This window comes from Streptomyces sp. NPDC045701, from assembly GCF_056432045.1.
The window spans coordinates 275161-299207 of sequence record NZ_JBWKJV010000001.1; the positions used below are offsets into that span (position 1 = coordinate 275161).

21 protein-coding genes and 1 riboswitch are annotated in these 24047 nt (G+C 74.4%); of the genes, 12 read left to right on the forward strand and 9 right to left on the reverse strand.

Going from position 1 to position 24047, the window contains the following annotated elements; translation table 11 throughout:
• Positions 1-99 precede the first annotated feature (99 nt).
• Genes AC07DW_RS01395 through AC07DW_RS01415 form a run of 5 tightly spaced genes read left to right on the forward strand, consistent with a single transcriptional unit; the run spans position 100 to position 7150 of the window.
• Positions 100-1596, forward strand: a complete 1497-nt coding sequence (locus AC07DW_RS01395; RefSeq protein WP_478855545.1) for an aldehyde dehydrogenase family protein — start codon at positions 100-102, stop codon at positions 1594-1596.
• Positions 1597-1619: 23 nt separating this feature from the next.
• The gene (locus tag AC07DW_RS01400) at positions 1620-3146 is read left to right on the forward strand and encodes a GMC family oxidoreductase (protein ID WP_478855546.1); all 1527 of its coding nucleotides are present in this window, start codon (positions 1620-1622) and stop codon (positions 3144-3146) included.
• Positions 3146-4297, forward strand: coding sequence for a quaternary amine ABC transporter ATP-binding protein (locus AC07DW_RS01405; protein ID WP_478855547.1), 1152 nt, complete (start codon positions 3146-3148; stop codon positions 4295-4297). Before AC07DW_RS01400 ends, AC07DW_RS01405 begins: the two co-directional genes overlap by 1 nt.
• The gene (locus tag AC07DW_RS01410; protein ID WP_478855548.1) at positions 4294-6195 is read left to right on the forward strand and encodes an ABC transporter permease; all 1902 of its coding nucleotides are present in this window, start codon (positions 4294-4296) and stop codon (positions 6193-6195) included. Before AC07DW_RS01405 ends, AC07DW_RS01410 begins: the two co-directional genes overlap by 4 nt.
• 1 nt (position 6196) lies before the next feature.
• A complete protein-coding gene (locus AC07DW_RS01415) occupies positions 6197-7150 on the forward strand; it encodes an ABC transporter substrate-binding protein (protein WP_478855549.1) in 954 nt (317 codons plus the stop codon).
• A gap of 274 nt (positions 7151-7424) precedes the next feature.
• On the opposite strand, the gene AC07DW_RS01420 is transcribed toward AC07DW_RS01415, so the two are convergent.
• Positions 7425-7985, reverse strand: a complete 561-nt coding sequence (locus AC07DW_RS01420; RefSeq protein WP_478855550.1) for a TetR/AcrR family transcriptional regulator — start codon at positions 7983-7985, stop codon at positions 7425-7427.
• A 96-nt stretch (positions 7986-8081) separates the two neighbouring features.
• Here AC07DW_RS01420 and AC07DW_RS01425 point away from each other — a divergent pair, with 96 nt between their 5' ends.
• Both AC07DW_RS01425 and AC07DW_RS01430 read left to right on the forward strand, forming a co-directional pair.
• On the forward strand, positions 8082-8681 hold the full coding sequence (locus tag AC07DW_RS01425; protein ID WP_478855551.1) for a DUF2867 domain-containing protein: 600 nt from the start codon (positions 8082-8084) through the stop codon (positions 8679-8681).
• A complete protein-coding gene (locus AC07DW_RS01430; RefSeq protein WP_478855552.1) occupies positions 8671-9165 on the forward strand; it encodes an LIC_13387 family protein in 495 nt (164 codons plus the stop codon). Before AC07DW_RS01425 ends, AC07DW_RS01430 begins: the two co-directional genes overlap by 11 nt.
• A 47-nt stretch (positions 9166-9212) precedes the next feature.
• Here AC07DW_RS01430 and AC07DW_RS01435 read toward each other — a convergent pair whose 3' ends face one another.
• From AC07DW_RS01435 to AC07DW_RS01445, 3 genes are read right to left on the reverse strand one after another with little or no spacing between them, the layout of a single operon-like run.
• On the reverse strand, positions 9213-12152 hold the full coding sequence (locus AC07DW_RS01435; RefSeq protein WP_478855553.1) for a SpoIIE family protein phosphatase: 2940 nt from the start codon (positions 12150-12152) through the stop codon (positions 9213-9215).
• A gap of 27 nt (positions 12153-12179) precedes the next feature.
• On the reverse strand, positions 12180-12314 hold the full coding sequence (locus AC07DW_RS01440) for a hypothetical protein (protein WP_478855554.1): 135 nt from the start codon (positions 12312-12314) through the stop codon (positions 12180-12182).
• Positions 12311-12817: a DinB family protein gene (locus AC07DW_RS01445; RefSeq protein WP_478855555.1), complete on the reverse strand. Its 507-nt coding sequence runs from the start codon at positions 12815-12817 to the stop codon at positions 12311-12313. The genes AC07DW_RS01440 and AC07DW_RS01445 overlap by 4 nt, the downstream gene beginning before the upstream one ends.
• A 400-nt stretch (positions 12818-13217) precedes the next feature.
• On the opposite strand from AC07DW_RS01445, the gene AC07DW_RS01450 reads away from it, so the two are divergent.
• Positions 13218-14312, forward strand: coding sequence for a GNAT family N-acetyltransferase (locus AC07DW_RS01450; protein ID WP_478855556.1), 1095 nt, complete (start codon positions 13218-13220; stop codon positions 14310-14312).
• Here the strand turns inward: AC07DW_RS01450 and AC07DW_RS01455 are convergent.
• On the reverse strand, positions 14291-15016 hold the full coding sequence (locus AC07DW_RS01455; RefSeq protein WP_478855557.1) for an isocitrate lyase/PEP mutase family protein: 726 nt from the start codon (positions 15014-15016) through the stop codon (positions 14291-14293). The genes AC07DW_RS01450 and AC07DW_RS01455 overlap by 22 nt on opposite strands.
• Entirely contained in the window at positions 15013-15537 is a 525-nt protein-coding gene (locus AC07DW_RS01460) for a carboxymuconolactone decarboxylase family protein (protein WP_478855558.1), read from the reverse strand. Before AC07DW_RS01460 ends, AC07DW_RS01455 begins: the two co-directional genes overlap by 4 nt.
• 47 nt (positions 15538-15584) lie before the next feature.
• Here AC07DW_RS01460 and pdxR point away from each other — a divergent pair, with 47 nt between their 5' ends.
• Positions 15585-17024, forward strand: a complete 1440-nt coding sequence (pdxR, locus tag AC07DW_RS01465) for a MocR-like pyridoxine biosynthesis transcription factor PdxR (protein WP_478855559.1) — start codon at positions 15585-15587, stop codon at positions 17022-17024.
• 109 nt (positions 17025-17133) lie between these two features.
• On the opposite strand, the gene rocD is transcribed toward pdxR, so the two are convergent.
• Positions 17134-18336, reverse strand: a complete 1203-nt coding sequence (rocD, locus tag AC07DW_RS01470; RefSeq protein ID WP_478855560.1) for an ornithine--oxo-acid transaminase — start codon at positions 18334-18336, stop codon at positions 17134-17136.
• Positions 18337-18444: 108 nt separating this feature from the next.
• Positions 18445-18536: riboswitch (ZMP/ZTP riboswitch) on the forward strand.
• A 36-nt stretch (positions 18537-18572) separates the two neighbouring features.
• On the opposite strand from rocD, the gene AC07DW_RS01475 reads away from it, so the two are divergent.
• The 3 genes from AC07DW_RS01475 to AC07DW_RS01485 all read left to right on the forward strand — a co-directional run bounded on the left by AC07DW_RS01475 (position 18573) and on the right by AC07DW_RS01485 (position 21756).
• Positions 18573-19850, forward strand: coding sequence for a serine hydroxymethyltransferase (locus AC07DW_RS01475; protein WP_478855561.1), 1278 nt, complete (start codon positions 18573-18575; stop codon positions 19848-19850).
• Positions 19851-19972: 122 nt separating this feature from the next.
• Positions 19973-20986, forward strand: a complete 1014-nt coding sequence (gene trpS, locus AC07DW_RS01480; protein ID WP_478855562.1) for a tryptophan--tRNA ligase — start codon at positions 19973-19975, stop codon at positions 20984-20986.
• Between the two features lie 182 nt (positions 20987-21168).
• Positions 21169-21756, forward strand: coding sequence for a 2'-5' RNA ligase family protein (locus AC07DW_RS01485; protein WP_478855563.1), 588 nt, complete (start codon positions 21169-21171; stop codon positions 21754-21756).
• Positions 21757-21766: 10 nt separating this feature from the next.
• On the opposite strand, the gene AC07DW_RS01490 is transcribed toward AC07DW_RS01485, so the two are convergent.
• Both AC07DW_RS01490 and AC07DW_RS01495 read right to left on the reverse strand, forming a co-directional pair.
• Entirely contained in the window at positions 21767-22537 is a 771-nt protein-coding gene (locus AC07DW_RS01490; protein ID WP_478855564.1) for a decaprenylphospho-beta-D-erythro-pentofuranosid-2-ulose 2-reductase, read from the reverse strand.
• Between the two features lie 10 nt (positions 22538-22547).
• Positions 22548-23915, reverse strand: a complete 1368-nt coding sequence (locus tag AC07DW_RS01495; RefSeq protein WP_478855565.1) for an FAD-binding protein — start codon at positions 23913-23915, stop codon at positions 22548-22550.
• Between the last annotated feature and the right edge of the window lie 132 nt (positions 23916-24047).

The following is a 24047-nucleotide window of genomic DNA, read 5'->3' on the forward strand; positions in this document are numbered from 1 at the left end:
CAAACCCACTTTCGCGCATGCTTTCCGTTCCTGAGGGCAGGGAGCCCGGTCGCCGACCACCGTCGGTGACGAGATTCGGGAACGGAAGGCAAACGCGACGTGTCGGACCAACAGACCATCCACGTGGGCGGGGAGTGGCGAGCAGCCGCCACCGGCGCCACCCGCGAGATCCTCGACCCCGCCGACGCCACGACCCTCGCGGTCGTCGCCGAGGGCGGGGCCGAGGACACCGACGCCGCGATAGCCGCCGCGCGCACCGCGTTCGACCGGGGCCCCTGGCCGCGCACCCCCGTCGCCGAGCGGGCCGCGCTGCTGCGCCGCGTCGCCGACCTGCTCCAGCGCGACCGCGAGACCCTCGGCCTGCTGGAGAGCCGCGACGCGGGCAAGACCCTGGAAGAGGGCCGCGTCGACGTCGACTGCGTCACCGACGCGTTCCGCTACTTCGCCGACCTCGTCATGAACGAGAGCGGCGGCCGGGTCGTCGACGCCGGGTCGTCCGACGTCCACAGCGTCGTCGTCCACGAACCGGTCGGCGTCTGCGCCCTGATCACGCCGTGGAACTACCCGCTGCTCCAAGCCAGTTGGAAGGTCGCCCCGGCCCTGGCGGCGGGCAACACCTTCGTGATCAAACCGAGCGAGATCACCCCGCTGACCACCGTCGCCCTCATCCGGCTCCTCACCGAGGCGGGACTCCCGCCCGGCGTGGCCAACCTGGTCACCGGCCCCGGCGACCCCGTCGGCGCCCGTATGTCCGAACACCCCGACGTCGACCTGGTGTCGTTCACCGGCGGACTCGCCAGCGGTACGAAGGTGATGCGCGCCGCCGCCGACGGCGTCAAGAAGGTCGCCCTCGAACTGGGCGGCAAGAACCCCAACGTCGTGTTCGCCGACGCCTGCGCGACCGACGAGGGCTTCGACACCGCCGTCGACCAGGCGCTCAACGCCGCCTTCATCCACAGCGGCCAGGTGTGCTCGGCCGGCTCCCGCCTCATCGTCGAGGAGCCGCTGCGCGAGCGCTTCGTCGCCGAACTGGCCCGCCGCGCCGAGAAGATCCGCCTCGGCCGCGGCACCGACAAGGGCGTCGAGTGCGGCCCCCTCGTCTCCGCGCGGCAACTCGCCCGCACCGAGGAGTACGTCGCCTCCGCCCTCGCCGAGGGCGCCGTCCTGCGCGCCGGCGGCGCACGCCCCACCGGCCCCGCGTACGGCGAGGGCTACTTCTACCGCCCGACCGTCCTCGACGGCTGCCACCGCGGGATGCGCGTCGTGCGCGAGGAGGTCTTCGGCCCGGTCCTCACCGTCGAGACCTTCCGCACCGAGGACGAGGCCGTCGCCCTCGCCAACGACACCGAGTACGGCCTGGCCGGCGGCGTCTGGTCCGCCGACCCCGGCCGCGCCCGGCGCGTCGCCGGACGGCTGCGCCACGGCACCGTCTGGATCAACGACTTCCACCCCTACCTGCCGCAGGCGGAGTGGGGCGGCTTCGGCAAGAGCGGCATCGGCCGCGAGCTGGGCCCGGCCGGGCTCGCCGAGTACCGCGAGAGCAAGCACGTCTACCAGAACCTCGCCCCGCGCCCCGTGCGCTGGTTCGCGGGCTGAGCAGGGGACAGGGAAAACCCACCATGACCGACACCACCGTGTACGACTACGTCATCGTCGGCGGCGGCACCGCCGGCAGCGTCATCGCCCACCGGCTCAGCGCCGACCCCGGCGTCACCGTCGCCGTCATCGAGGGCGGCCCCTCCGACGTCGACCGCCCCGACGTGCTCACCCTCCGCCGCTGGATGGGCCTGCTCGGCGGCGACCTCGACTACGACTACCCCACCACCGAGCAGCCGCGCGGCAACTCCCACATCCGGCACAGCCGCGCCCGCGTCCTCGGCGGCTGCTCCTCCCACAACACGCTGATCTCCTTCAAGCCACTGCCGTCCGACTGGGACGAGTGGGAGGAGGCCGGGGCCGAGGGCTGGAACGCCGCCGCCATGGACCCGTACTACGACAAGCTCCTCAACAACATCGTCCCGGTCGACGAGAAGGACCGGAACGCCATCGCCCGCGACTTCGTCGACGCCGCCGAGAAGGCGCTCGGGGTCCCGCGCGTCGACGGGTTCAACAAGAAGCCCTTCCACGAGGGCGTCGGGTTCTTCGACCTCGCGTACCACCCGGAGGACAACAAGCGCTCCTCCGCGTCGGTCGCGTACCTGCACCCGATCATGGACGAGCGCCCCAACCTGCGTCTGATGCTGGAGACCTGGGCGTACCGGCTGGAGCTCGACGGCACGCGGGCGACCGGCGTCCACGTCCGCACGAAGGACGGCGCCGAGCGGCTGGTGTCGGCCCGCCGCGAAGTCCTCGTCTGCGCCGGCGCCGTCGACACGCCCCGGCTGCTGCTGCACTCCGGCATCGGACCCAGGGCGGACCTGGAGAAGCTGGGCATCCCGGTCGTCCACGACCTGCCGGGCGTCGGCGAGAACCTGCTCGACCACCCCGAGTCGGTCATCGTCTGGGAGACCGACGGGCCCATCCCGGACAACTCCGCCATGGACAGCGACGCCGGCCTCTTCGTGCGCCGCGACCCCGAGTCCAGGGGCCCGGACCTGATGTTCCACTTCTACCAGATCCCCTTCACCGACAACCCGGAGCGGCTGGGCTACGAGCGCCCCGCGTACGGCGTGTCGATGACGCCGAACATCCCCAAGCCGCGCAGCCGCGGCCGGCTCTACCTCACCAGCGCCGACCCCGAGGTCAAGCCCGCCCTGGACTTCCGGTACTTCACCGACCCGGACGACTACGACGGCCGCACGCTCGTCGACGGCATCCGCATCGCCCGCGAGATCGCCAGGACCGAGCCGCTCGCCGGCTGGCTCAAGCGCGAGGTGTGCCCCGGCCCCGAGGTCACCGGCGACGAGGAACTCGGCGAGTACGCCCGCAAGGTCGCCCACACCGTCTACCACCCCGCCGGCACCTGCCGGATGGGCGCCGCCGACGACGAACGGGCCGTCGTGGGGCCCGACCTGAGGATCCGCGGACTCGACGGCATCCGGATCGCCGACGCGTCCGTCTTCCCGACCATGCCCGCCGTCAACCCGATGATCGGGGTGCTGATGGTCGGCGAGAAAGCCGCGGAACTGCTGGGAGGCGGTGCGTGATGAGGACGACCCCGGACAGCAAGAGTCCCACCGGCACGAGTCCGGCCACGAGCCCGGTGACGGGCCCCCTGACGAGCCCGGTGACGAGCCCGGCGACGACGGACCCCGCCACCACGACCCCGGTCTTCTCCGTCGAGGGACTGTGGAAGGTCTTCGGCCCCAAATCCACGCGTGTGCCCGGCTCCGACCTCGCCGACCTGCCCGCCGCCGAACTGCGCGAGCGCACCGGCTGCACCGCCGCCGTCCGTGACGTCTCCTTCGACGTCCGCAAGGGCGAGGTCTTCGTCGTCATGGGCCTGTCCGGCTCCGGCAAGTCCACCCTCGTGCGCTGCCTCACCCGGCTCATCGAGCCGACCTCCGGCACCGTCGCGATCGACGGCGAGGACATCCTGTCCATGGACAAGTCCCGGCTGCGCGAACTGCGCCGGCACCGCGCCGCCATGGTCTTCCAGCACTTCGGCCTGCTGCCGCACCGCTCTGTCCTCGACAACGTCGCGTACGGGCTGGAGATCCAGGGCATGGGCCGTGCCGAACGGCGCGCCAAGGCCGCCGAGGTCGTCACCAAGGTCGGCCTGGCGGGCATGGAGGACCGCAGGCCCGGCCAGCTCTCCGGCGGCCAGCAGCAGCGCGTGGGCCTCGCCCGCGCCCTCGCCGTCGACCCCGAAGTGCTCCTGTTCGACGAGCCGTTCAGCGCCCTCGACCCCCTCATCCGGCGCGACATGCAGGAGGAGGTCATCCGGCTCCACCGCGAGGAGGGCCGGACGATGATCTTCATTACCCACGACCTCAACGAGGCCCTGCGCCTCGGCGACCGCATCGCGCTGATGCGCGACGGGCGGATCGTGCAGCTCGGCACGCCCGAGGAGATCGTCGGTGCGCCCGCCGACGACTACGTACGCGACTTCGTGCGCGACGTGCCGCGCGAGCAGGTGATCACCGTGCGCTCCGCCATGCGGCCGTCGTCCGGCGGTGAGGCCGAGTCCGGCCCGGCCCTCGCGCCCGGCGCCACCGTGTCCGAGGCCATCGAGGCCGTCGCCCGCAGCGGCGGCCCCGTCCGGGTCGTCGACGCCGGCCGGTGCGTGGGCGTCGTCGACCACGAGGCACTGCTGTCGGTCGTCGCGGGCGTCCCCGTCGGGAAGGCGGCGGCATGACCGCGGCCGTCACCGCTCCCGCCCGTCCCCGCACGCCGGTCGCCGCGCGCCGCTACTGGCCGGTGGCCGCCGCCCTCGTCCTCGTACCGCTCGGTCTCGTCCTCGCCGGCCGCGGCAGCTGGCCCGCCGCCCTGTCCGTCGACCTGTCCGGGCCGCTCGGCTCCGCCAGCGACTGGATCGTCGACAACCGCGACAGCCATCCGCTGTTCCTGTACTTCTTCGGGCACGTCAGCAACGCCGTCGTGCTGTCCGTCCGCGGCGTCTACCTGGTGCTGCTCGCCGCCGGGTGGGCCGGCGTCACCGCCGCCGCCGGGCTGGTCGCCTGGCGGCTGGCCGGGGTGCGCCTCGCCGTCACCGCCGTCGCCGCGTTCGCCGTGTGCGGGCTGCTCGGCATGTGGGTGCCGACCATGCAGACCCTCGCCCTCATGGCCGTCGCCGTCGCCGCGTCCGTCGCCCTCGGTGCCGTGCTCGGCCTCGCCGCCGGGCTCTCCGACCGTACGTACCGGGCCCTGCGGCCCGTCCTCGACACCATGCAGGTCCTGCCCGCCTTCGCGTACCTGCTGCCCGTCGTCCTGGTCTTCGGCATCGGCGTCCCCGCCGCCGTCCTCGCGACCGTCGTCTACGCCGCCCCGCCCATGGCGCGCCTCACCGCGCTGGGCCTGCGCGCCGCCGACCCCGGCGTCCTGGAGGCCTCGGCCTCGCTCGGCGCGACCGGCAGGCAGCGGCTGCTGACCGCCCGCGTCCCGCTGGCCCGCAAGGAGCTGCTGCTCGGCGTCAACCAGTCGATCATGATGGCGCTGTCGATGGCGGTCATCGCGTCCGTCATCGGCGCCGGCGGCCTCGGCGACCGGGTCTACCAGGCGCTCGCGTCGGTGGACGTCGGTGCCGCGCTCGCGGCCGGCATCCCGATCGTGCTGCTGGCCGTGGTGCTCGACCGCACCGCCACGGGCGCGCGGTCGCGGAGCGGTTCGGGCCGCGCCTGGACCGGCTGCGCCGCCGCCGTGGTGGCCGCCGCCGTGACCGGCCGTCTGACCGGCGGGCTCACCTGGCCCGGGGCGTGGCACGTCGGCATCGCCGAGCCCGTCAACCGGGCCGTCGACTGGATGACCGCCCACCTCTACTCGGGCGTCCCCGTCATCGGCGGCACCGCCGACTGGGCGGCGCGCTTCACCGGCTGGGTGCTCGACCCCGTACGGGACGGCCTCCAGGCGCTGCCCTGGTGGACGCTGCTACTGGTCGTCGGCGCGCTGGCGCTGCTCGTCGGTACGTGGCGCACCGCCCTGACGGCGGTAGGCGCGATGGCCGCCATCGGTGTCCTGGGCGTGTGGGACGCGTCGCTCGACACGCTGTCCCAGGTGCTGGCCGCCGTGGCCGTCACGCTGGTGCTCGGCTTCGGCATCGCGGTGGGGGCGGCGCGCAGCACCCGCCTGGAGCGGCTGCTGCGCCCGGTGCTGGACGTGTTCCAGACAATGCCGCAGTTCGTCTACCTGATCCCGGTGGTCGCGCTGTTCGGCGTGGGCCGCGCCCCGGCCGTCGCCGCCGCCGTGGTGTACGCGCTGCCCGCCGTCGTCCGCATCACCACCCAGGGCCTGCGGGGCGTCGACCCGGTCGCGCTGGAGTCGGCCCGCTCGCTGGGCGCCACCGGCTGGCAGCAGTTGCGTCAGGTGCAGTTCCCGCTGGCCCGGTCGGCGCTGCTGCTCGCCGTCAACCAGGCGGTGGTGCTCGTCCTCGCCGTCGTCATCATCGGCGGCCTGGTGGGCGGTGGGGCGCTCGGTTACGACGTGGTGTTCGGCCTCGCGCAGGGCGACCTGGCGACCGGTCTGGTCGCGGGCGCCGCGATCGTCTGCCTGGGCCTGATGCTCGACCGGGTCACCCAGCCGTCCGGAAAGGAGGCCTGACATGGGTTCGCGTACGACTGTCGGCGCCGCTGCCCTCGCCCTGCTGACCCTCACCGGCTGCGGCGCGGCCGACATGACCCAGCAGGCGTCCCCGTACGCCGCCGCCCGGGGTACGAAGACGGTCACCCTGTCCGTCCAGTCGTGGGTGGGCGCCCAGGCCAACGTCGCCGTGGCGAAGTACTTGCTGGAACACGAGCTGGGCTACCGCGTCGACACCGTCCAGGTCGACGAGGTCCCCGCCTGGGACGCGCTCAGCCAGGGCCGGGTGGACGCCCTCCTGGAGGACTGGGGCCACCCGGAGCAGGAGCGGCGGTACGTCACCGACAAGAAGACCATCGCGCGCGGCGGCGACCTGGGCGTCACCGGCCACATCGGCTGGTTCGTCCCGGCGTACTTCGCCAAGGCCCACCCCGACGTCACCGACTGGAAGAACCTGAACAAGTACGCCGACGAACTCCGCACGGCGGAGAGCGGCGGCAAGGGCCAACTGCTGGACGGCTCACCGTCGTACGTCACCAACGACAAGGCGCTGGTGAAGAACCTCGGCCTGGACTACAAGGTCGTGTTCGCGGGCTCCGAGGCGGCGCAGATCACCCAGATCAAGCAGTTCGCCAAGGAGAAGAAGCCCTTCCTGACGTACTGGTACGAGCCGCAGTGGCTGTTCGAGAAGGTGCCGATGACGGAGGTGAGGCTGCCCGCGTACAAGGAGGGCTGCGACGCCGACCCGGAGAAGGTGGCCTGCGCCTACCCGCACACCCCGCTCCAGAAGTTCCTGAACGCCGACTTCGCCAGGAAGGGCGGGGAGGCGGCCGCCTTCCTGAAGAACTTCCGCTGGACGACCGAGGCGCAGAACGACGTGGCGCTGATGATCGCCGACCAGAAACTCACGCCGGAGGCGGCGGCCGAGAAGTGGGTCGCGGCCAACGAGCCGACGTGGCGGAAGTGGATGCCGTAGCGCGACCGGTTACGGGCCACCCGGACGCACCGGGCGGCCGGCCCGACGCCGGCCCGGCGCCCCCGCGGGTGCCGGGCCGGCGCCGGTGTCCGGTCCCGGGTCCGGACGGGTCCGGGGCCGGGGTCCGGGGCCAGGTCCGAGCCCGGTCCGGGTCGGTGTCCGGCTCTGGGCCTGACACGGTGTCGGGCCCGGTGTCCGTCCTGACGTCCGGTCGGCCGGGGGTCCGGTCCGGTGCCTGGCCCGGCGGCCGGGTGGGGCGGGACGCGGTGGGGGGTCAGCGCAGGAGCCACTTCTTGATCAGCGCCAGGACCTCCTCGCGGCTGCGGCCGTCGTGGTCGGCGGCCACGACGTGGGTGCCGACCCGGACCGAGAAGGTGAGCATGCAGCGCACCTCGACGTCGTCGGGGTCGTCGCAGAACGTCGCGAACAGCGAGCGCAGGTAGTCCATCCGCCGGTTGTCGACGCGCCGCAGCCGCTGCGCCACGGCCTCGTCGCGCCGGGCCCAGTCGCGGAGCGCGAGGTCGATCGCCGTGCCCCGGGGCACCGCGTCGTCGGCCACCGCGACCAGGGTGAACAGCCGGTCCAGCTTGGCCCTGCCGTCCCCGCCACCACCGTCGACGTGCTCGATCACCGCCTCGGTGACCTCGCGCTCCCAGGTGTCGAGCATCGCGGTGAGGAGTGCCTCCCGGTTGGCGAAGTACCCGTAGAAGCCGCCCTTGCTGACGCCGAGCGCCTGTGCGAGCGGCTCGATCCGCACGGCGTCCGGGCCACCGGCGGCGAGCGCCCGCAGCCCTTCCTCGATCCACTTGCCGCGCGGTGTGCGCGCCACGGCCATGGTGTGTCTCCCCTCACGTCCCGGCCCATCTATACAGTGCCGTATATATGGGTCTACCCTCGATCTATACGCCATCGTATAGATCGGGGCACGCCCATGAGACTCCCCAGCACCGCGCACACGTCCTACCCCTGGCGCATCCACGAGATCGCCGGCGACTTCCGGGTCGAGGACGTGTGGGACCTGCCGACGCCCGGCGGCCCGGACGGCCTGGCGCGGCTGGTGCGCCAGTTCGCCGAGGGTGACGGCGGTGGCGACGGCGCGCCCGTCCCTTCCCCCGTACCGCGCGCGCTCTTCGCGCTCCGCTGGAAGCTGGGCGCCCTGTTCGGCTGGGACAAGCCGGGTTCCGGCGTCGGTGCCCGGGTGCGCAGTCTGCGGGACCGGCTGCCCGAGGACCTCCGCGACGGCCCACGGGGCCCGGACACGCGAGTGGCCCCGTTCACCTCCGTCTACCAGACGCACGACGAGTGGGCGGCCGAGATGGCCAACGCCACCGTGCACACGGTGATGCACATCGGCTGGGTCCCGGACGGCACCGGCGGCCACCACGGCCGGATGGCCGTCCTGGTGAAGCCCAACGGGCTGCTCGGGACCGCCTACATGGCCGCCATCAAGCCGTTCCGGTACCTGGGCGTGTATCCCGCGCTGCTCCGGATGATCGGCCGCCGATGGACGGCGGGCTCCGGTGCGCACTGAGACGACCGGGCCAGGCACCCGCCCGGCCGGACCCGGGCCCCGCCGGGCGACGGCCGCGTTCCGTACCGGCGCCTGGGCCTGGATCCTCACCGGCGCCGGCCACCTGACCCTCGCGGTGCTGACGGAGCTGCGCCCCCAGGACCCCGCCGGGGCCCGTGCCGTCGCGGCGATGCGGGCGTACGGGATCGAGTTCGGTGGCGTCCGGCGCACGCTGCGCGACCTCGACCTGGGCATGTCGTTCGTCATGGCCACGGCGCTGATCTTCGGCGGGGCGGTGTGCCTGCTCGTGGCGCGTTCCGCCCCGGACCTCGTCGTACGGTCACGGTCGCTGAGCGGACTGGGCCTGGCCGCCTCGCTGGTGGTCCTCGGCCTGTCGGTGGCGCTGCTGCCCCTCCCGCCCGTCGTCCTGTTCTCGGCCGCCGCCGTCGCGTTCGGCGGGTCGCTGGCCGCCGCACGGCCCGCGCCTCCGCCGGGCCGGCCGTAGGGGGGACGACCGCCGGTCATGGGGCGGGCGGCCGTCGCGCGGACGGCTCACGCCGGGTCGTCGAACATGGCCAGCAGCGTCTGCTCGTCCGGCTCGGCGTCGGACCGGCCGGCGTGCGTGACCTGCTCGGCCCAGACCGTCTTGCCCTGCGGCATGAAACGGGCGCCCCAGCTCTTGGTGAACTGCGCCACCAGGAACAGGCCGCGTCCGCCCTCCTCGGTGGTGGCCGCGCGGCGGATGCGCGGGGAGGTGTTGCTGCGGTCGGAGACCTCGCAGATCAGCGAGCCGTCGCGCAGCATCCGCAGGCACACCGTGCCCCGGCCCCCGTACCGCACGGCGTTGGTGACCAGTTCACTGACCACCAGGCCGGTGCTGAAGTCCAGCTCCGACAGCCCCCACTCGGCGAGTTGACGGTGCGCCAGCCCGCGCGCGCGGGAAACCACCGACGGGTCGGAGGGAAGCTCCCAGGCCACCACCCGGTCGGCCGGCAGCGCGTGCACGCGGGCCAGCAGCAGCGCCACGTCGTCGCGCGGGCCATGGGGGAGCAGCACGCCCGTGATCCGGTCGCAGATCCGCTCCAGTGACGGTTCGGGCCCGTCGAGCGCGGCGAGCAACTGGGCGGTGCGGGCGTCGGTGTGGCCGAAGCCGCGGCCCTCCTTGAGCAGCCCGTCGGTGTACAGGGCGAGCAGGCTGCCCTCCGGCAGCTCGAACCCGGCCGACTCGTACGGCTGGAGCCCGCCGAGCCCCAGCGGCGGACCGGTCGGCGGATCGAGCAGCCGCGGTGGGCCGTCCGGCGGCACCAGCGCGGGCGGCGGATGGCCGGCCCCGGCGACGGTGCAGCGGCAGGACACCGGGTCGTACACCGCGTACAGGCAGGTCGCGGCGGTGGCCGGGTCCTCCGCGTCGGCGGGACCGCGGCTGACCAGGTCGTCGAGGTGGGTCAGCACCTCCTCCGGCGGCAGGTCCAGGGCGGCCAGGGTGTGCACCGCCGTACGCAGCCGGCCCATGGTCGCCGCCGCGTGCAGCCCCTGCCCGGCGACGTCCCCGACGACCAGGGCCACCCGCAGCCCGGACAGCGGGATCGCGTCGTACCAGTCGCCGCCCACACCCGTCCGGGCGTCGGCGGGCAGGTAGCGGGACGCCAGGTCGACCGCGGTCAGCCGGGGCAGGTCGCGCGGCAGCAGGCTGCGCTGGAGGGTGAGCGAGGCCCGCTGCTCGCGGCCGTAGCGGCGGGCGTTGTCCAGGCTGATCGCGGTACGGGCGGCCAGTTCGCCCGCGAGGGTCAGGTCGTCCTGCTCGTACGGCCGGGTCCTGCCGCGGCGGTAGAACCCGGCGAGGCCCAGGACGGCACCCCGGGCGCACAGCGGGGCGGCCAGGTAGGAGTGCACGCCCTCGCCGAGCAGGTCCACGGGGTGCTCCGGCCCGGTCGGCGGGCCGGTCAGGGCGGCGGTCATCACCGTGTCCGCGACCGGCCGCCCGCCGGCGAGGCACCGCGCCTGCGGCGTGCCGGGCGGGTACGTGACCGGCTCGTCCAGGCCGCCCGCCCGCGCGTCGCGGGAGTCCTCGCCCGCCCAGGCCGCCACCCGGCGCAGCGCCGCGCCGGGGGCGGGCCGTCCGGCCGGGGGCTCCTCGCCCGTGAGGGCGTCCTCCACCAGGTCGACCACGACCAGGTCGGCGAGGCGCGGCACGGCGATCTCCGCCAGTTCCTCGGCGGTGCGCCGCATGTCCAGGGTGGTGCCGACCCGGACGCCGGCCTCGTTCAGCAGGGACAGCCGCCCCCGCGCCTCGGCGGCCAGGCGGCCGACCCCCGGCTCGCCCACCAGCAGCAGCCACGCGTCGGTCGGGTCGCCGCCCTCGCCGCTTTCGTCGCCTTCGTCGTCGGCTCCCGTGCCGCCCGGCCGGGCCCCGGTGTCCGGCCCCGTCGCGGTCCCGGGCTCGGCCCCGGGGGTGTGCCCGCCCGCCGTACCGTTCCCCGCTCCGGAGCCGGGGGCGCTCCCGGGCGGCCGGGCCGGCGCGGGGCCGGTGCCCAGCAGCGGGACGCCCCGGCCGTCCGGGGCGGTCACGGTGGCTCCCGTACCCCCCGCGGCCCCCGCGTTTCGTGCCGGACCCCCGCCGCCGAAGCTGACCTCGACGGCCGCGCCCTCCGCGTCGCCGTGGTGCAGCTCCCGGCGGCGCAGCGTGGCGATCCGTCCGCCCGCCAGCGCGACCTCCGCGAACACCCGGCCGTCCTCCGGCGGCGCGGGCGACGAGATCAGCTCGATGGCGCTCTCCAGCAGCGCCAGCCGCTCCTGCGGGTCCAGCCGGGGAGCCGCCGCGCCCAGCGGGGCGAGCTCGCCCGAGCCGAGGCGCAGCTCGGCGTGCTCGCCGCGCCGCCGGGACCGGAGGAAGGAACTCATCAGGTTGCGCTCACGGGCGGTACTCAGGTCCAGCAGGCGTTCCGCGATGCGCTCCGTGGCGTCCTGGAGGGCCAGCGCCATGTCCGGTTCCGCCAGGTCCCTGGGTACGGACAGGTTGACCGCGCCCTGCACGGTGCCGCCCACCGGGTCGCGCACCGGGGCGGCCATGCAGGTCAGCTCCTTGAGGTTGTGCAGGAAGTGCTCGTGGCCGACCACCACGAACGGCGCCCTGGTGCTCAGCACCATGCTGACGCTGCTGGTCCCCATGAACCGTTCGTCGACGTTGGCGCCCGGTACGAGCGAGGCGGCGTCCATCAGATCCAGGCCCGCCGGGTCACCCCGCCGGTCCACGATGTTCGCCCGGGCGTCGGCCAGCGTCACGGTGACGGGCAGACCGGAGAAGCGCCGGCACAAATCCTCCAGCACCGGCGCGGCGGCCCGGACGAGCCGCGCGTCCGGGTCGAGGTCGCTCTCGACCGGGAGGGCGGCGCCCTCCGTGTCGATCCCGAGCGACTGCGAGCGCTGCCAGGAGGCGAGGATCTCCGGGCGTACCCCGCCGTCGGGCGGCCTCTGCTCACCGCGATCTTCCACAGAACCAGGATAATCGGGCAAAAGCCACTATGTGCTCTCGGGGCATCGACCGGCGGCGAGCGACTCCGCGCCGGCGGCCCCGGCGGTCACCGCGTCCGCGCCGGGGTACCGGCCCCGGGCCGCGCCCGCGACGTACCCGCCCCGCCCGGTCGGGCCCGTCACGCACCGACCGTGCCGTCCACGCCCTCCCGGAGCAGGTCGGCGTGGCCGTTGTGGCGGGCGTACTCGTGGATCAGGTGCAGCATGACGTGGCGCAGGGACACCTCGACGTTCCAGCGGGCGTTGCGGCCCGTGACGTCCAGCGACGCGGCGGACGCCTCGATCCGGCGCGCGTGCGCGACCTCCGCCTCCCAGGCGGCGAACGCCTCGGACCGCGTCGACCCCGCCGGGTCGTACGCCACCTGGTAGTCACCGTCGGGCGACCACACCAGCGGGACGTCCTCACCGCCGATGGTCCGGCGGAACCAGGCGCGCTCCACCTCCGCCATGTGCCGGACCAGACCCAGCAGGGAGAGCGCCGACGGGGGCATGGAACGGCGCCGCAGGTCCTCGTCGGACAGGCCGTCGCACTTCATGGCGAGGGTGGCGCGGTGGTAGTCCAGAAAACCGCGCAGCATCGCGCGCTCGTCACCTGCCAGCGGAGGGCCGACGCGTTCGGTGGTCACGGGAGGATCCCCTTCAAGTGCGGTGCAGCCGACTGTGTTTGTACCTCAGGATGGATCACCTACGGCCGCGGGGCCCAGCGGATATCGGGGGGTGCGTCCGCGTCCTGGCCGGCGCGCACGCACACGACGGCTACCCGGCCGACTGGCCCGCCGACCCGTCCGGGTGGCTCACCGTGGACGGCCTCGCGGACGCGGGGGCCGCACCCCGTCCCGGACGTCGTCCCCCGCGACACGGCGGCCATCGCGCTGTACGAACGGCTCGGCCGGCGGCGGCTCGGCACCGGGCACCAGGAGTGGGGCCCGGGGCGGCGGGTCGCCGTGCACGCCCATGCCGCCCCCCCCGTCACGGGACGGCCGGACTCGCTGGTCCCGGCGGGCGCAGTCCCCTAGGGTCGGCACCATGGCGACCACGGCGGGGGCACGGGGAACCGGGGCACCCGACGTCGGGGCGGAGGACCTCGACGAGGCGGTCGCGCTCACCGTCCGCGCGCTGGGGGGCGTGGCGGACCGGGACTGGTCCGGGCCGGCGGCCGGGCTGGAGTGGAGCTGCCACGAGACGGCCGTCCACCTGGCGGGCGACTTCGTCGGCTACGCCGCCCAGCTGACCGGCCGCGTCACCGACACCTACCTGCCCGTCGGCGTCGTCGCGCGGCCCGGTACCGGCCCCGCCGGGCTGGTCCGGGTCCTCGGGGCGACCGGCGGGCTCCTGTCCGCCGCCGTCCGCACCACCCCCGGCGGCGTACGGGCCTGGCACCCCTGCGGCACCGCCGGGGCCGACGGCTTCGCGGCGATGGGCGTCGTCGAGGCGCTGGTGCACACCCACGACATCCTCCGCGCCCACGGCGTGCCCGACCAGCGGGCGCCCGGGGAGCTGTGCGCCCGCGTCCTGGACCGCCTCTTCCCGCATGTGCCGCGCACCGGCGACCCGTGGCGGACCCTGCTGTGGGCCACCGGCCGCACCGATCTGGACGGCCTGCCGCGGCAGGCGGTCTGGCGCTGGTACAACGAGCCGGTCCGGTCCGCGCGCCTCTGGCTGTGCGAGGTGTCCCCGAACATCGGGGCCGACCTGCACGACGGCGGCGACGGCGGCTTCACCTGGGCGGACGGCGGCCCCCCGGAGAACACCCGGATCGCGGGCCGGCTGGTGGCCGAGGCGCACGAGGCGGGGACGTACCGCCCCGGCTGGGGCCCCTACGCCATCGTCCGCGCCGTCGACCGCCGCGCGGTGGGCGCCATCGGCTTCCACGCCGCCCCCGACGCCGGCGGCCGCGCCGAGATCGGGTACGACGTGGTGGAGGGCGCGCGCGGCAACGGCTACGCCACCGAGGCCCTGCGCGCCCTCGCCGGATGGGCGTTCGCCCGCCCGGGGACGGCCGTGCTGCGCGCCGTGGTCGACCACGGCAACACGCCCTCGCACCGGGTCGTCACCCGCGCAGGCTTCACCCGGGCCGCCGACGGCGAGGACAGCGCCGTCTACGAGCTGCGCCGCACCTGATCGGCGATGTCCCGCACCGCCGCCATCGCGCGGTGCAGCAGCCCGGGGCCGAAGGTGACGCGCGTGGCGCCCAGCCGCCCCAGCTCCCGGACCGGCGGGCTGCCGGGGAAGGGCGCCACGTTCAACGGCCCCTCGACCCGCGAGCGGAGCAGCGGGATGTGCTCCGGCGGGACGCCGATGGGGTAGACGCAGTCGGCGCCCGCCTCGACGTACAGGCGCGCCCGGGCGATCGCCTCCTCCGGATCGGCGACGCCCCGCAGGAAGCTGTCCACGCGGGCGTTGACGAACAGCGCGCCGCCCGCCGCCGCCCGTACCTCCGCCAGCCGGTCGGCGTGCGCGCGCGGGTCCTCCAGGATGCCGTCCCGCGAGTCCTCCAGGTTGACGCCGACCGCGCCGGAGTCCAGGACGCGGGCGACCAGTTCCTTCGGCGCGAGGCCGTAACCGCCCTCCACGTCCGCCGACACCGGGACGGAAACCGACCGGGCGATCCGGGCCACGGCGGCGAACATCTCGTCGGCGGGCGTGGCCCCGTCCTCGTACCCGAGCGACGCGGCCACCCCCGCGGACGGCGTGGCGAGGGCCGGGAAGCCGGCCTCCTCGAAGGCGCGGGCGCTCGCCGCGTCCCACGGGCCGGGGAGGACCAGGGGGTCCTCGGGGGCGCGGCCGTGGTGCAGGGCGCGGAAGGCCCCGGCGGCGTCCGTCACGTGGCGCGGCCCTTGAACTGACCGGGCGTGTAGTGGCCCGGCACCATGCGGCTGGTGACGGCGAACCGGTTCCAGGCGTTGATCACGTTGATCGCGGCGATCAGTTGGGCCAGTTCCTTCTCGTCGAACTGCTCCGCGGCCCGCTCGTACACCTCGTCGGGGACGAAACCGTCCGTCAGGACCGTGACGGCCTCGGTGAGCCGGAGCGCCGCCAGCTCCTTCTCCGTGTAGAAGTGGCGCGACTCCTCCCATGCGCTGAGCTGGACGATCCGCTCGACCGACTCGCCGGCCGCCAGGGCGTCCTTGGTGTGCATGTCCAGGCAGTACGCGCAGTGGTTGAGCTGCGAGGTGCGGATCTTCACCAGTTCGAGCAGGACGGGGTCGAGGCCCTGCCGGGCGGCGGCGTCCAGCCGGACCATGGCCTTGAACACCTCGGGCGCGTGCTCGGACCAGGCGAGCCGGGGAGTGTGCTCGGCCGCGTACCCGGCCGTCTGCGTCGGTGTCTGTGTCTGCGTCGTCATGGCTACGACCGTACGGGCCGTGTGGCGCACCGGTATGGTCCACTTCCATGACGGATTCCTGGGCCACTTTCGGCGCCGACCTGCACCTGGAGATCCGGGGCCCGGGGTTGCGGTCCGGCCTGATGGAGGCGCTGCGCGAGGCCGTCAGGACCGGTCGGCTGGCACCGGGGACGCGACTGCCGTCCTCCCGGTCCCTCGCCGCCGACCTGGGCGTCGCCCGCAACACGGTCGCCGACGCGTACGCCGAACTCGTCGCCGAGGGCTGGCTCACGGCCCGGCAGGGCTCCGGCACCCGGGTGGCCCGGCGCGCCGCCCCGCGCCCCGGCCCCGCCGCTGGGCACCGCGCCCCGGCGCGCGGGGGCGCGCCCGCCGCACCGGTACCGCCCCGGCGCCCGCCCGCCCGCAGGGGCGGCGCGACGCACACCCTGCACCCCGGCACACCGGACCTCGGGTCCTTCCCGCGCGGCGAGTGGCTCAAGGCGGCCCGCCGCGCGCTGACGTCAGCCCCGCACGAGGCGCTCGGCTACGGCGAACCGCACGGCCGCGTCGAGCTGCGCGCCGTCCTCGCCGACTACCTGGCGAGGTCCCGGGGCGTGCACGCGGACCCCGACCGCATCGTCATCTGCTCCGGTTTCGTCCACGGGCTGCGGCTGATGGCGCAGGTGCTGCGCGGCCGGACGGTGCGGGACGTCGCCGTGGAGTCGTACGGGCTGGACATCCACTGGAACCTGCTCACCGGGGCGGGCCTGGACACGCCGCCGCTGCCCTACGACGAACGCGGCACGCGCACCGGCGAACTGGACCGGCAGGGCGCGCTGTTGATCACTGCCGCGCACCAGTTCCCCCTCGGGGGCGCGCTGCCGCCGGACCGGCGCGCCGCCGCCGTGGACTGGGCGCGGCGGACGGGCGCGCTGATCCTGGAGGACGACTACGACGGCGAGTTCCGCTACGACCGCCAGCCGGTCGGCGCCCTCCAGGGCCTGGACCCCGAGCGCGTGGTCTACCTCGGTACGGCGAGCAAGTCCCTGACGCCCGGGCTGCGGCTGGGCTGGATGGTGCTGCCCGAGGACCTGGTGGGGGACGTGCTGGCGGCGAAGGGCCACGCCGAGTGGGTGTCGAGCGCGCTGGACCAGCTGACGCTCGCCGAGTTCATCCGCTCCGGCGCGTACGACCGGCACGTACGCGGCATGCGGCTGCGCTACCGCCGGCGGCGCGATCAGCTCGTGGCCGCGCTCGCCGAGCGGGCGCCGGACATCCGCGTGAGCGGCATCGCGGCCGGCCTCCACGCCGTGCTGGAGCTCCCGCCCGGCACCGAGCGGTCCGTCGTGCAGGCCGCGTCCTGGCACGGCCTCGCCGTCCAGGGTCTGGACCGTTTCCGCCACCCGGCGGTCCCGCCCGGCAGCGACGCCCTGGTCGTCGGCTACGCCACCCCGACGGACAGCGCCTGGTCCGGGGCCCTCGACGCCCTCTGCCGGGCGCTGCCCTGACGGGCGCGGCGCCCCGAGCCGGGGCCGCCGCGCCCTGCCGTACGCAGCGGCCCGGCACGGTCGGGGCGTCGCGCCCCGCACCGTCGGGTCATGGCGCGCGTACGGGTCGTCAGCGGAGCACCTGCCGCAGCTGCTCCAGACCCCAGTCCAGGTCCTCCTTGCCGATCACCAGGGGCGGGGCGATCCGGATCGTGGAGCCGTGGGTGTCCTTCACCAGGACCCCCCGCTCCATCAGCTTCTCCGAGATCTCCCGGCCCGTGCCCAGGCTCGGCACGACGTCCACGCCCGCCCACAGGCCGCGGCCGCGCACGGCCTCCACGGCGCCGCCGCCGACCATGAGCCCCAGCTCGTGGTGGAGGTGGTCGCCCAGCTCGGCCGCCCGCTGCTGGTACTCGCCGGTGCGCAGCATCGCCAGCACCTCCAGCGCCACCGCGCACGCCAGCGGGTTGCCGCCGAACGTCGAGCCGTGCTCGCCCGGCCGGTGCACGCCCAGCACCGCCGCGCTCGACACGACCGCCGACACCGGGACGACACCGCCGCCCAGCGCCTTGCCCAGCACGTACATGTCCGGGACGACGTCCTCGTGTTCGCACGCGAACGTGCGGCCCGTGCGGCCCAGGCCCGACTGGATCTCGTCCGCGATGAACAGCACGTCCCGCTGCCGGGTCAGCTCGCGGACCGCCGGCAGGTACCCGGCCGGGGGCACCAGCACCCCCGCCTCGCCCTGGATGGGCTCCAGCAGCACGGCCACGGTGTTCTCCGTCATGGCCAGGTCCATCGCCGCGAGGTCGCCGTACGGCACGATCTCGAACCCGGGCGTGTAGGGGCCGTAGTCCGCCCGCGCCTCGGGGTCGGTGGAGAAGCTGACGATCGTGGTCGTACGGCCGTGGAAGTTGTCCGCCGCGACGATGATCTTCGCCATGCCGTCCGGTACGCCCTTGACGCGGTACCCCCACTTGCGGGCGGTCTTCACGGCGGTCTCCACCGCCTCCGCCCCGGTGTTCATCGGCAGCACCATCTCCATGCCGCAGAACTCGGCGAGCCGCGCGCAGAAGTCCGCGAACCGGTCGTGGTGGAACGCCCGGGACGTCAGGGTCACCCGGTCCAGCTGCGCCTTCGCGGCCTCGATGAGCCGGCGGTTGCCGTGCCCGAAGTTGAGCGCCGAGTAGCCGGCGAGCATGTCGAGGTAACGGCGCCCCTCGACGTCGGTCATCCAGGCACCGTCCGCCGAGGAGACGACGACGGGCAACGGGTGGTAGTTGTGCGCGCTGTGCGCCTCCGCGGAAGCGATCGCCTGTTGTGTGCTCGACACGGGATCTCCGTTCGTCCTGCGGCGTGGGGCGGTGGTGGCGCCCCTTTCTATCGTCGCTCGCCATGCGGACGGGGAAACCTCGCTGCGGGGGTGGCCGCTAGGGTGACCGGTACGCGCGGCGACTGGCGTACGGGGAAGCGACCCCGGGGGAGCCGTGCGCGGCAGACCACACGAGGGTGCCGCCCGCCTGGGCACCCCACGACCTCGTCCGTGCTGCCGGCCCCCTGGAGGACGCCATGACCAGCCTTCCGCTGCCCGCCCACCACCCCGCCCTCGCCACCGCCGATCCCGAACTCGCCGCGCTCGTCGGCGCGGAGGAGCGGCTCCAGGCCGACACCCTGCGGCTGATCCCCAGCGAGAACTACGTCTCCCGGGCGGTGCTGGAGGCGTCCGGGACGGTCCTGCAGAACAAGTACAGCGAGGGCTACGCGGGCCGGCGCTACTACGAGGGCCAGCAGAACATCGACCAGGTCGAGCGGCTCGCCGTCGGCCGCGCCAAGGCCCTGTTCGGCGTCGACCACGCCAACGTCCAGCCCTACTCCGGCTCCCCGGCCAACCTCGCCGTCTACCTCGCCTTCGCCCAGCCCGGCGACACCGTGATGGGCATGGCCCTGCCGATGGGCGGTCACCTCACCCACGGCTGGGGCGTCTCCGCGACCGGCAGCTGGTTCCGCGGCGTCCAGTACGGCGTACGCCACGACACCGGGCTCATCGACTTCGACGAGGTGCGCGACCTCGCACTCAAGGAGCGGCCCAAGGTCATCTTCTGCGGCGGCACCGCCCTGCCCCGGACCATCGACTTCGCCGCCTTCGCCGGGATCGCCCGCGAGGCGGGCGCCGTCCTCGTCGCCGACGTGGCCCACATCGCCGGCCTGATCGCGGGCGGCGCCCACCCCTCGCCGGTGCCGCACGCCGACGTGATCTCCACGACCACGCACAAGACCCTGCGCGGCCCGCGCGGCGCGATGCTCATGTGCCGCGAGGAGCACGCCAAGGCCGTCGACAAGGCCGTCTTCCCCGGCCTCCAGGGCGGCCCGCACAACCAGACCACCGCCGCCATCGCCGTCGCGCTCCACGAGGCGGCCCAGCCGTCCTTCACGGCCTACGCGCACCAGGTCGTCGCCAACGCCCGGGCGCTCGCCGCGGAACTCCTGGCCCGCGGCTTCGACCTGGTCTCGGGCGGTACGGACAACCACCTGATCCTGATGGACCTCACGCGCAAGGACGTACCGGGCAAGGTCGCCGCGAAGGCCCTGGACCGGGCGGGGATCGTCGTGAACTACAACACCGTCCCCTACGACCCCCGCAAGCCCTTCGACCCCTCGGGCATCCGTATCGGCACCCCGTCCCTCACGTCCCGCGGGCTCGGTACGGAGCACATGGCGGCCGTCGCCGGCTGGATCGACCGGGGCGTCACCGCCGCCCGCACCGGCGACGAACCCGCCCTGGCCGCGATCCGCTCCGAGGTCGCCGACCTGATGGCCGCCCACCCCGCCCCCGGCATCCCCGCCTGACCCCCTGCTCCGGCCCCCGCCCCCGCCCCGGCGGGGGCCGGGGCGCCGGGCGGAGGGCGCTGTGTCGCTCGTCTCACAGGACGATTCCCGACCTGTCGGCGGTAGCTGAGAGAATGAGGGACATGGCCTCTGATCGTCCTCGCGTGCTCTCCGGGATCCAGCCCACCGCCGGCTCGTTCCACCTCGGCAACTACCTCGGCGCGGTCCGCCAGTGGGTCGCGCTGCAGGAGTCCCACGACGCGTTCTACATGGTCGTCGACCTGCACGCGATCACCGTTCCGCAGGACCCGGCGGAGCTGCGTGCCAACACCCGGCTCGCCGCCGCCCAGCTGCTCGCCGCGGGTCTCGACCCCGAGCGCTGCACGCTCTTCGTCCAGAGCCACGTCCCGGAGCACGCCCAGCTCGGCTGGGTCATGAACTGCCTCACCGGCTTCGGCGAGGCCTCCCGCATGACCCAGTTCAAGGACAAGTCCGCCAAGCAGGGCGCGGACCGCGCCACGGTCGGGCTGTTCACGTACCCGATCCTCCAGGTCGCGGACATCCTGCTCTACCAGGCCAACGAGGTCCCGGTCGGTGAGGACCAGCGCCAGCACATCGAGCTCACCCGCGACCTCGCGGAGCGGTTCAACGCCCGTTTCGGTGAGACGTTCACGGTCCCGGCTCCGTACATCCTGAAGGAGACGGCGAAGATCTACGACCTCCAGGACCCGGCGGTCAAGATGAGCAAGTCGGCCTCCACCCCGAAGGGCCTGATCAACCTCCTGGACGAGCCGAAGGCGACCGCGAAGAAGGTGAAGAGCGCCGTGACCGACACCGACACCGTGATCCGATTCGACCGCGCCGGCAAGCCGGGCGTCAGCAACCTGCTGACGATCATGTCCACCCTCACCGGCACCTCCGTCCCCGACCTGGTGCGGAGCTACGAGGGCAAGATGTACGGCGCGCTGAAGACCGACCTCGCCGAGATCATGGTCGACTTCGTCACCCCGTTCAGGACCCGCACCCAGGAATACCTCGACGATCCCGAGACGCTGGACTCGCTGCTGGCCAAGGGCGCGGAGAAGGCCCGCGCGGTCGCCGGCGAGACGCTCGCGCAGACCTACGGGAAGGTGGGCTTCCTGCCCGCCAAGCACTGAGACCGGGGCGAGCGCCGGCGTGCCACCGGCGCCGCTCCGTGGCGGGCCCAACGACTCTGGCCACACGACGGGTCCAGCCGCCACACTGGCGGCTGACGACACGGCCGCCGGCCGGCGACCGCCGGCCGGCCCGCGGACACCGACGACGACCGACGACCGAACCGACACTTGAGGAGAACGACGTGGGGACCGTAACGCTCGGCGTTTCGATCGCGGTCCCGGAGCCCTACGGCAGCCTGCTCCAGGAGCGGCGCGCGGGCTTCGGTGATCCCGCCGCGCACGGCATCCCCACGCATGTCACGCTGCTCCCGCCGACCGAGGTGGACGCTGCGCGGCTGCCCGTGGTCCGGGCGCACCTCGCCGAGGTGGCGGCGTCGTGCCGGTCGTTCCCGATGCGGCTGTCCGGCACGGGCACCTTCCGGCCGCTGTCGCCGGTCGTCTTCGTCCAGGTCGTGGAGGGCGCCGCGGCCTGCTCCTGGCTCCAGCAGCGGGTCCGGGACACGTCGGGACCGCTGGAGCGGGAGCTGCAGTTCCCGTACCACCCGCACGTGACGGTGGCGCACGGCATCGCCGAGGAGGCGATGGACCGGGCGTACGAGGAGCTGGCCGACTTCGAGGCGTCGTGGACCGTCGCCTCCTTCGCCCTGTACCAGCAGGGCCCCGACGCGGTGTGGCGGAAGCTGTCCGAGTACGAGTTCGGCGCAGGCCGCCCGGCCCGGTCCGTGCCCGCCCAGGGGTCGCCCGTGGACGAGCCGGCCACCACGCGCTGAGCCGGGGGCCTCACAGCGGCAGGCGGCGGAAGACCGTGCGCGGCACGTGCCGGAGGGCCGACATCACCAGGCGCATCGCGCCCGGCACCCACACCGTCTCGGAACGGCGCCACAGCCCCTGCTCGATCGCGTGCGCCACCGCCTCCGGGGTCGTCGCCATCGGCGCCTCCGAGAGGCCGGCCGTCATCCGCGTCCGTACGAAGCCGGGCCTGACGACCATCACGTGGACGCCCGAGCCGTGCAGGGCGTCGCCCAGTCCCTGGGCGAAGGCGTCCAGGCCCGCCTTGCTGGATCCGTAGATGAAGTTGGCCCGCCGCACGCGCTCACCGGCCACCGACGACAGCACGACCAGCGAGCCGTGCCCCTGGGCGCGCAGCGCGTTGGCGCAGGTCAGACCGGCCGACACGGCACCGGTGTAGTTGGTCTGGGCGACGCGCACGGCGGCGAGCGGCGCCGCCTCGTCGCGCCCCTGGTCGCCCAGGACGCCGAAGGCGAGCAACACCATGTCGACGTCGCCCTCCGCGAAGATCTTGCCCAGGGTCTCCTCGTGCGAGGCGGGGTCCAGGGCGTCGAAGGGGACGGTGCGGACGGTCACCGCGTCCTCCGCCGGACGCAGCTCGCGCAGCGAGGCCGCGGCGGCGTCCAGGGCGGGGGAGGGGCGGCCGGCCAGCCAGACCGTGCGGGTACGCCGCGCGATCAGGCGGCGGGAGGTGGCGAGGCCGATCTCGGACGTACCACCGAGGACGAGCAGGGACTGGGGGGCGCCGAAGGCGTCCTTCATGACGTACTCCTTACAGGCCGAGACGGCGGGCGAGGTCCGAGGTGAACACCGAGCGCGGGTCCAGCTCCGCGCGCAGGGCGAGGAAGTCCGGCAGGCGCGGGTACATGGCGCGCAGCGCCTCCGGGCCCAGCCGGGAGTCCTTGGCGAGGTAGACGCGCCCGCCCGCGCCCGCCACCTCCTCGTCGAGCTCGTCGAGGAACGCGCCGAGGCCGGTGAGCCCGGCCGGGACGTCCAGCGCCAGCGTCCAGCCCGGCATGGGGAACGACAGCCAGCCGGGGTCGCCCTCGCCGAACCGCTTCAGGACCGCGAGGAACGAAGGACAGCCCCGGCGCGCGATCCGGCGCACGATGCGGCGCAGGGTGTCCTCCCGCCCGTACCCGACGACGAACTGGTACTGGACGAAGCCGCCGCGCCCGTACACCCGGTTCCAGTGCGGCACCCCGTCCAGGGGGTGGAAGAAGGCGGACAGCCGCTGGAGTTCGCCGGTGCGGTGGCGGGGCGCCCTGCGGTACCAGAGCTCGTTGAACAGCCCGACCGCCGGGCGGCTCAGCAGCCCTTCCGGGACGAAGGCGGGGGCGGCCGGCAGCCGGCCGGGGCGGAAGGCCAGGGGGGCGCGCCGGGCCCGCCGGGGGAGGGCGTCGTACGGGGCGTGGTCGCCGCGCGTGAGGACGGCCCGGCCGGTGGCGGCCCCGCGCGCCAGCAGGTCGATCCAGGCCACGGAGTACCGGTAGCCGTGGTCGTTGGCGGTGAGGCGCGCCATCAGGTCGTCGAGGTCGGTGGCGCGCTCGGTGTCCACCGACATCAGCGACGTCTCGACGGGCAGCAGCTGGATCGTCGCCGAGAGGATCACCCCGGTCAGGCCCATGCCGCCGGTGGTCGCGTCGAAGAGGTCGGTGCCGGGGAGGACGGTGCGGACCGTGCCGTCGGCGGTGAGCAGGTCGAAGGCGCGTACGTGGCGGCTGAAGGAGCCCGAGACGTGGTGGTTCTTGCCGTGGATGTCGGCGCCGATGGCCCCGCCGACGGTGACGTACCGGGTGCCGGGGGTGACCGGGACGAACCAGCCGAGCGGCAGCAGCACCTCCATCAGACGGTGCAGGCTCACGCCCGCGTCGCACACCACGAGCCCGGCGTCCGCGTCGATGGTGCGGATCCGGGCGAGGGCGGTCATGTCCAGTACGGCGCCGCCGGCGTTCTGGGCCGCGTCGCCGTACGCCCGGCCGAGGCCGCGGGCGATGCCCCCGCGCGTGCCGCAGGCGCGGACGGCGGCGGCTGCTTCCTCGTAGCTGCGGGGGCGCATGAGCCGGGCGACGGACGGGGCGGTGCGGCCCCAGCCGGTCACCGGCTCGGCCGGCTCGGTGGGGGTCTCGGCATCAGACATGGATGCGACCGTATCGCCGCACTTGCGTTGTTCGTGCGGTTTGTCGGCTGAGTCGCCCGGCTCGCCGAAATGGGTGATTAAACGAGTGTCATGAAAGATTGCCGCGTCCTGCGGCGTGCGGCGCGCCAGAGT

Bases quoted from the DNA above. Each gene is read 5' to 3' on its own strand.
- AC07DW_RS01400 (WP_478855546.1), top strand. From the start codon at position 1,620: ATGACCGACACCACCGTGTACGACTACGTCATCGTCGGCGGCGGCACC.
- AC07DW_RS01405 (WP_478855547.1), top strand. From the start codon at position 3,146: ATGAGGACGACCCCGGACAGCAAGAGTCCCACCGGCACGAGTCCGGCC.
- AC07DW_RS01410 (WP_478855548.1), top strand. From the start codon at position 4,294: ATGACCGCGGCCGTCACCGCTCCCGCCCGTCCCCGCACGCCGGTCGCC.
- AC07DW_RS01415 (WP_478855549.1), top strand. From the start codon at position 6,197: ATGGGTTCGCGTACGACTGTCGGCGCCGCTGCCCTCGCCCTGCTGACC.
- AC07DW_RS01420 (WP_478855550.1), bottom strand. From the start codon at position 7,985: ATGGCCGTGGCGCGCACACCGCGCGGCAAGTGGATCGAGGAAGGGCTG.
- AC07DW_RS01425 (WP_478855551.1), top strand. From the start codon at position 8,082: ATGAGACTCCCCAGCACCGCGCACACGTCCTACCCCTGGCGCATCCAC.
- AC07DW_RS01450 (WP_478855556.1), top strand. From the start codon at position 13,218: ATGGCGACCACGGCGGGGGCACGGGGAACCGGGGCACCCGACGTCGGG.
- AC07DW_RS01460 (WP_478855558.1), bottom strand. From the start codon at position 15,537: ATGACGACGCAGACACAGACACCGACGCAGACGGCCGGGTACGCGGCC.
- pdxR (WP_478855559.1), top strand. From the start codon at position 15,585: ATGACGGATTCCTGGGCCACTTTCGGCGCCGACCTGCACCTGGAGATC.
- AC07DW_RS01475 (WP_478855561.1), top strand. From the start codon at position 18,573: ATGACCAGCCTTCCGCTGCCCGCCCACCACCCCGCCCTCGCCACCGCC.
- trpS (WP_478855562.1), top strand. From the start codon at position 19,973: ATGGCCTCTGATCGTCCTCGCGTGCTCTCCGGGATCCAGCCCACCGCC.
- AC07DW_RS01490 (WP_478855564.1), bottom strand. From the start codon at position 22,537: ATGAAGGACGCCTTCGGCGCCCCCCAGTCCCTGCTCGTCCTCGGTGGT.
- AC07DW_RS01495 (WP_478855565.1), bottom strand. From the start codon at position 23,915: ATGTCTGATGCCGAGACCCCCACCGAGCCGGCCGAGCCGGTGACCGGC.